This is a genomic window from Pseudonocardia sp. SID8383 (assembly GCF_009864975.1).
GTDB classification, from domain to species: domain Bacteria; phylum Actinomycetota; class Actinomycetes; order Mycobacteriales; family Pseudonocardiaceae; genus Pseudonocardia; species Pseudonocardia alni.
In genome coordinates this window covers 1-5,358 of record NZ_WWFY01000654.1, presented here as the reverse complement: position 1 = coordinate 5,358, position 5,358 = coordinate 1, and the positions used below count along the sequence as shown (strand labels likewise).

The following is a 5,358-nucleotide window of genomic DNA, read 5'->3' as shown; positions in this document are numbered from 1 at the left end:
CCGGGGTGGGGGCGGTGCTGGTGGCGCGCCGGGCCCGCCGTCCGCGCCGCTCCCGGTACCCCGGGGCGGTCTGACCCGGGCCGGTCGGGGTCAGTGGCTCCCGAGCCCGGCGCGCACCCGCATCAGGGCGAAGCCCAGCAGGTTCCGGCCGGGCCAGCGGTCCGGCGCGCCGAGGTCGGGGTCGTCGGCGGCCAGGCCGATGCCCCAGATCCGGTCGACGGGGGAGGCCTCGACGAGCACCGCGTCGCCGGTGCCCAGCAGGGCCGCGGTGAGCCGCTCGGCGGAGCGGAACTTCGCCCGGTTGCCCTCGACGACGACCTCGACCCGGCGCGCGGCCCACACCTGCGAGTCGAAGCCCCGGACCTCGCGCCCGGCCCGCTTGGCGGTGTCCGGGTCGTCGTCGGACAGGACGCGGTCCAGCGCGTCGTCGTCGCCGAAGGTACGGGCCTTGGCCGCCATCATCCAGTGCTCGGCGGTGGCGTAGCGGACCCCGTCGACGACGAACGGCGACGGATGCCACTGGCTCAGCACGTGCACGTCGCCCGGGGCGGGCTCGGAACCCCAGAACGGGACGAACCGCGGGCGCGCCCCCGCCGCGACGGCGGCCCGCAGGGATGCGACGTCGGTCGGGGCGTCCTCGCTCACGCCCTCCGATCCTAGGGCGTCGGCGGGGCGGCCGCGTCGGCCAGCGCGGACAGCAGGTCGGCCGCGCCCACTCGTCGCTCGGGCGGGACCCGGCCCAGCAGGTCGGCGACCGCGGCGCGACGGTGGGCGTCGACCTCGCGGATCAGCTCCCGTCCGGCCGGGGTGAGCTCGACGAGCAGGTGCCGCCGGTCGTCCGGGTCGGGGCGGCGTTCGACCAGGCCGGCCCGCCCGAGACGCACGAGCACCCGGGTGGCGTTCGACGGGTGGACGTCGAGTTCACGACCGACCGCGGTGACGTTGGTGCGCCCCGCGTCCGCGATCAGCATGAGGACCCGCAGCTGGGGCACGGTCACGGCGTCCCCGGCCGCCGCCACCGCGCGCACGCTGATGCCGGTGAACGCGCGCGCGAGCGCCAGGCCCGCCTCCACCGTCGCGCCGTCCGGGGGATCCCGATCTCGGCCGTGTGCGTCGGTCATCCCGTCCACCTCCCTCACCGGCGATCTTTACTCCGCGCTGACCGATGCGTCGATCAATCTTTGCCATTGCACAACTACTGCGCAAGCGCAACAATAGGGACGTCGAAGGGAGAGTTCCATGAAGGTGTCGGACATCCTGCGGATCAAGGGCGACACGGTGCACACCGCGTTGTCGTGGAACACCATCGCCGAGGCCGCGACCCGGCTCGCCGGTCCGCCGGCGATCGGCGCGCTCGTCGTCTCCGACGACGGCCGTCGCGAACGCGTCGACGGCATCGTCTCCGAACGCGACATCGTGCGCCGGCTCGCCACCGACGGCGCGGGCCTGCTGGATCTCACCGTCGCCGACGTCATGACCCGGCACGTCGTGACCTGTTCGCCGGAGGACTCGCTCACCGAGGCCATGGGTCTGATGAACCGCTGGCGTCACCGCCACCTGCCCGTCGTCGACGACGGACGGCTCGTCGGGATGATCAGCATCGGTGACGTCGTCAAGCAGCGGCTGGCCGAGATGAGCACCGAGGCCGGGGTGCTGCGCGACATCTACCTCGCCTCGCACTGACCCCGCCCCGGTCGTCCCCGGTGTGACGTGACCGTTTCGCCGGGAACGACCGGGGTGTGCCGTGCGTTGGACCGGACATGACTGCAGCGAGTGCCACCGCAGGTCGCCGCGCCGGCCGCACGGCCGCGTTCGCGACACTCTTCCGTGCCCTCACCCGTCGCGGCCGCCCCGGCGAGCCCGGACCCGTCGAACGGTTCCGGGCGCTGCCCGCCATGGCCGGCGACGCCTGGCGCGGCACCTACCCGCACCTCGGCAAGGGCCGGGTCGCGCTGTTCCTGATGGCCCTGGCCTACCTGGTGTCGCCGGTCGACCTGGTGCCCGAGGCGTTCCTGACCGTGTTCGGCCTCGGCGACGACGCGGTCGTCGCGATGTGGCTGGGCGGGGCCCTGCTGGTCGAGGCCGACCGCTACCTGGGGTGGCGGCGGACCGCACCGGTCGTCGTCGACGGTCAGGCGCAGGTCGACCGCACGTAGTCCCGGATCCGCTGCGACGCGGCCTGGTAGTCCGGGTCCGCCCGGTCCTGCGCGATCTCCGGGTCACGGGCGACGGCGAGGGTGTCCCCGCCGTTGGCCTCCAGCAGGTCGAGCTGACGCTCGACGAGCTGGTCCACCCGCTCGAAGTCCGCGCGGATCTCCTGCGGTGCGAGCGAGGTGACCTGCTGGTTGGCCTGCCGGACGTTCGCGGTGACCTCGCCGACATCGGAGATCGAGCGGCCGATGCCCACCCCGCTGAACGGCTGGGTGGCGGTGCGGCTCGCCTCGACGGCGTCGCAGAAAGGGCTGGACGGGCGGTTCTGGGTCGTGACGACCGTGCGGGACGACGAACCCGGCTGGGTCGCCAGCGAGCTGCCGCAGCCCGCCACCAGGAGCAGGGCCAGTGCCGCCGGGACGAGCAGTCCTGGCCGCCGTACAGCCGTCATCCCCGATCCTCCACTCACCGGCCGGGAAGGTGCCCGCGCCGCGAGGGGAAGTCTAGGGCGCGTGGTGTGAGGTGGATGTCGGCGGTGGGTCGGCGGCGCGGACGCGGATCGCGTCAGCCTGCGAGGACCGTCCGCAGCACCGCGGGCCGGTCGGTGATGATCCGGTCCACCCCGGTGGCCGCGATCCGCCGCATGTCGTCGGGGTCGTCGACCGTGTACGTCCCGGTCTGCATCCCGCGCGCCGCGACTTCCGCGACCAGCGCGGCGTCGACGACCTCGAACGACGGGTTGATCTGGGTGACCCCGTGGGCGGCGGCGTCGTCGAGCTGCGCCGCGGTCGGGCGCCCGTCGAACAGCCATCCGGCCGGGACCTCCGGGGCGGCCTCGGCGAAGCTGCGCATCACGTCGTGGTCGAAGGACTGCACGACGACCCCGCGCCGGCCGTCGAGCTCGTAGGCGACCTCCTTCTCCATTCCCGGGTACCGCGCCGGGCCCTTCAGCTCGACCAGCAGGTCCGCGCGACCGCGGAGCCGGTCGGTGAACTCCCCGAGGGTGGGGATGCGCTCCCCTGCGGAGGCGGGGGAGAACCACGACCCGGCGTCGAGACGGCGCAGCTCGGCGAGGGTGAACGCGCCGACCGGTGCGATGGCGCGGGTGGGGAAGACCTGTGCGACGTCGGTGGTGCGGGCCAGCGTGGCGTCGTGGACGAGCACGAGGTGACCGTCCGCGGTGCGCTGGACGTCGACCTCGACGGCGTCGGCCCGCTGGGCCAGCGCCTCGTCGGCGGCGGCGAGGGTGTTCTCCGGGGCGTCGGCGGAGGCGCCGCGGTGCGCGACGACCTCCGGACCGGGCCGGGGACGGTCGGAGTCGGCGAGGGCGGACGTGGCCGTCGCGAGGAGGGCGGCGGGGACGAGGAGGGTTCCGGGCAGGCGTCGCACGAGGTGGGTCCTCAGGATCGGGGGCGGTGCCTGGGAACCATCGTGGCGTGGCCGGTCCGGCCGATGTCGAGCGGGTGTCCGCCGGGGGACGAGCGGGCGAGGACCTGGTGGTCAGGGGAGGGTGACGGCCGCCTCGAACGCGGGCAGGTAGCCGTCGCGGTAGCCCTGGGCGGTCGGGTGGTAGACCGCCGGGGCCGACGCGGGCGGGGGCGTGATCCACGGGTCGGCGGAGCAGATCCCGTGCCCGGCGAACGCGGCACGGACGTCGACGAACCGGCCCCGGAACCGCCCTGCCGCGTCGGCCAGGGCGGCGTCGAGGGTGTCGGCGGCCCGGTTCAACGCCTCCCGGCGGACGGCGTTCGGGACGCCGGGGACGTCGCAGTCGGCGCCCGGCTCGAACAGCCGCGGGTAGCCCAGGACCAGGATCGTCGCGCCGGGGGCCTGCAGCCGGACCCCGACGATGGTCGAGATCAGCCCGCCGGGCGCGACCCAGCGGGCGGCACGCTCCCCGCCCCGGACGGCGCGCAGGCAGGTCTCGTCGTCGCGGGCGGTGCTGCAGGCGGCCAGGACCGGACCGAACCCGGTGTCGTTGCCGCCGACGGTGATCGTCACCAGGGTGGTGTCGGCGGAGACGGTGCGCACCTGCCGGGCGATCACCTCGCCGCTGGTGGCGCCGCTGCACGCGACGCTGACGAACGACGCCGGGTCGTGCCGGGCCGCCCACAGCGCCGGGTAGGACGCGGTGCTGCGCCGGCAGTCGCCGGTGGCCGGGTCCGGCCGGGCCCCGACGCCCGCGGCGTAGGAGTCACCGAGCGCGACGTACCGGACGGGGGCGGCGGCCGCGGTGGCCGGTGCCGGGGCGGCGAGGGCCGCCGGCGCCAGGACGACCAGCAACGCGCACGTCAGCAGGGGGACCAGGAGGCGGCGCACCCGTCCAGACAACCCCCGCGGCACCGTGGCGGCAATCCGGGCACCGGGTGAGCGGGTGCACGCGCCGTCGACGACGAGGTGCGCCGAACGGGTCCCGGGCCGGCCGCGTCCGCGGAGCGCGCCTCGGGGAGCCGCCGCGCACACGCCCTCACTGTGGGTGAGGGGGTGGACCGCGACGCCCCCGGCCACGACCACTCGGCCGCGGCGCGCGGTCGACGGAAAGCCCAGCTCAGGGCCATGTCCGAGGTGGATCGGCCGGACCGACGCCACGGTGAACGGCAGGTGGCCGGGGCGAGTGGCCGGCGTCGTCCGCTCACCGCCCGCAACGTCCCGTCGGTCTCGTGATCACCCGATCGGGTTTGTCCGTCCGGTGCGTCCGGCTAGCGTCGGTGTCAGATCACGGAACGGTCACGAACCGGACGCGGCTCCTCCCCAGGGGGCCGCCCGCTCCCCACGGGTTGTCCGCCGTTCCGGGATCCGGAAGGAAGGGTCGTGGCACGGCATCGCTCCCCCCGGAGCCGGCAGGCGAGCCTCGCGCTCCTGGCCCCGCAGTTCGCGGTGGCCGGGATCGGGGTCCCGGTCGGCTCGTTCTCCGCAGGTCCGCACGTCCGGCACGCCCGTGACGCCCGGGCCGAGGACGGCTCGCGCTGGGCGGCCTCGACCCGGATCACCGCCGCCGTCGTCGCGGTGGGCGGTATCGCCGCCACCGCCCACGCGGGTGTCGGCTCCGGCGACCTGTCCGCGACCGTGACGTCCTGGTTCGACACGGCGGGATCGTCGTCGGTGTCGAACCAGGACGCTGCGCTCCCCGCCGCCGTGCCCGCCCCGCGGGCCGCCGCGGACGACGCCGCCTCGCCGATCGCGGACCCGGCCACCATCGCCTCGCTG

8 protein-coding genes are annotated in these 5,358 nt (G+C 75.4%); 3 read left to right on the top strand and 5 right to left on the bottom strand.

Annotated elements, in window-relative coordinates; all coding sequences use genetic code 11:
- Window positions 1-90 precede the first annotated feature (90 nt).
- The gene (locus GTW08_RS16165; protein WP_073574197.1) at window positions 91-645 is read right to left on the bottom strand and encodes an NADAR family protein; all 555 of its coding nucleotides are present in this window, start codon (window positions 643-645) and stop codon (window positions 91-93) included.
- A gap of 11 nt (window positions 646-656) precedes the next feature.
- Entirely contained in the window at window positions 657-1,121 is a 465-nt protein-coding gene (locus tag GTW08_RS16160) for a MarR family transcriptional regulator (protein WP_073574417.1), read from the bottom strand.
- Between the two features lie 118 nt (window positions 1,122-1,239).
- On the opposite strand from GTW08_RS16160, the gene GTW08_RS16155 reads away from it, so the two are divergent.
- The gene (locus tag GTW08_RS16155; protein ID WP_073574196.1) at window positions 1,240-1,683 is read left to right on the top strand and encodes a CBS domain-containing protein; all 444 of its coding nucleotides are present in this window, start codon (window positions 1,240-1,242) and stop codon (window positions 1,681-1,683) included.
- Between the two features lie 77 nt (window positions 1,684-1,760).
- Window positions 1,761-2,156 (top strand): YkvA family protein, encoded by a 396-nt coding sequence (locus GTW08_RS16150; RefSeq protein WP_073574195.1) that lies wholly within the window; start codon window positions 1,761-1,763, stop codon window positions 2,154-2,156.
- Here the strand turns inward: GTW08_RS16150 and GTW08_RS16145 are convergent.
- The 3 genes from GTW08_RS16145 to GTW08_RS16135 form a co-directional block, all read right to left on the bottom strand.
- The gene (locus GTW08_RS16145) at window positions 2,132-2,602 is read right to left on the bottom strand and encodes a hypothetical protein (RefSeq protein WP_100878075.1); all 471 of its coding nucleotides are present in this window, start codon (window positions 2,600-2,602) and stop codon (window positions 2,132-2,134) included. The genes GTW08_RS16150 and GTW08_RS16145 overlap by 25 nt on opposite strands.
- A 113-nt stretch (window positions 2,603-2,715) precedes the next feature.
- The gene (locus GTW08_RS16140) at window positions 2,716-3,540 is read right to left on the bottom strand and encodes a glycerophosphodiester phosphodiesterase (protein ID WP_161152163.1); all 825 of its coding nucleotides are present in this window, start codon (window positions 3,538-3,540) and stop codon (window positions 2,716-2,718) included.
- A 111-nt stretch (window positions 3,541-3,651) separates the two neighbouring features.
- Window positions 3,652-4,470 carry an SGNH/GDSL hydrolase family protein gene (locus GTW08_RS16135; protein WP_083658065.1) on the bottom strand — a complete coding sequence of 273 codons (819 nt, stop codon included), beginning with the start codon at window positions 4,468-4,470 and terminating at the stop codon, window positions 3,652-3,654.
- A gap of 492 nt (window positions 4,471-4,962) precedes the next feature.
- On the opposite strand from GTW08_RS16135, the gene GTW08_RS16130 reads away from it, so the two are divergent.
- The coding region (locus GTW08_RS16130) for a hypothetical protein (RefSeq protein ID WP_202417240.1) at window positions 4,963-5,358 on the top strand (396 nt) is incomplete at its 3' end.

What these genes read in the sequence shown, in the direction of transcription:
- GTW08_RS16160 (WP_073574417.1), bottom strand. Translation starts at nt 1,121, where the DNA reads ATGACCGACGCACACGGCCGAGATCGGGATCCCCCGGACGGCGCGACG.
- GTW08_RS16155 (WP_073574196.1), top strand. Translation starts at nt 1,240, where the DNA reads ATGAAGGTGTCGGACATCCTGCGGATCAAGGGCGACACGGTGCACACC.
- GTW08_RS16150 (WP_073574195.1), top strand. Translation starts at nt 1,761, where the DNA reads ATGACTGCAGCGAGTGCCACCGCAGGTCGCCGCGCCGGCCGCACGGCC.
- GTW08_RS16145 (WP_100878075.1), bottom strand. Translation starts at nt 2,602, where the DNA reads ATGACGGCTGTACGGCGGCCAGGACTGCTCGTCCCGGCGGCACTGGCC.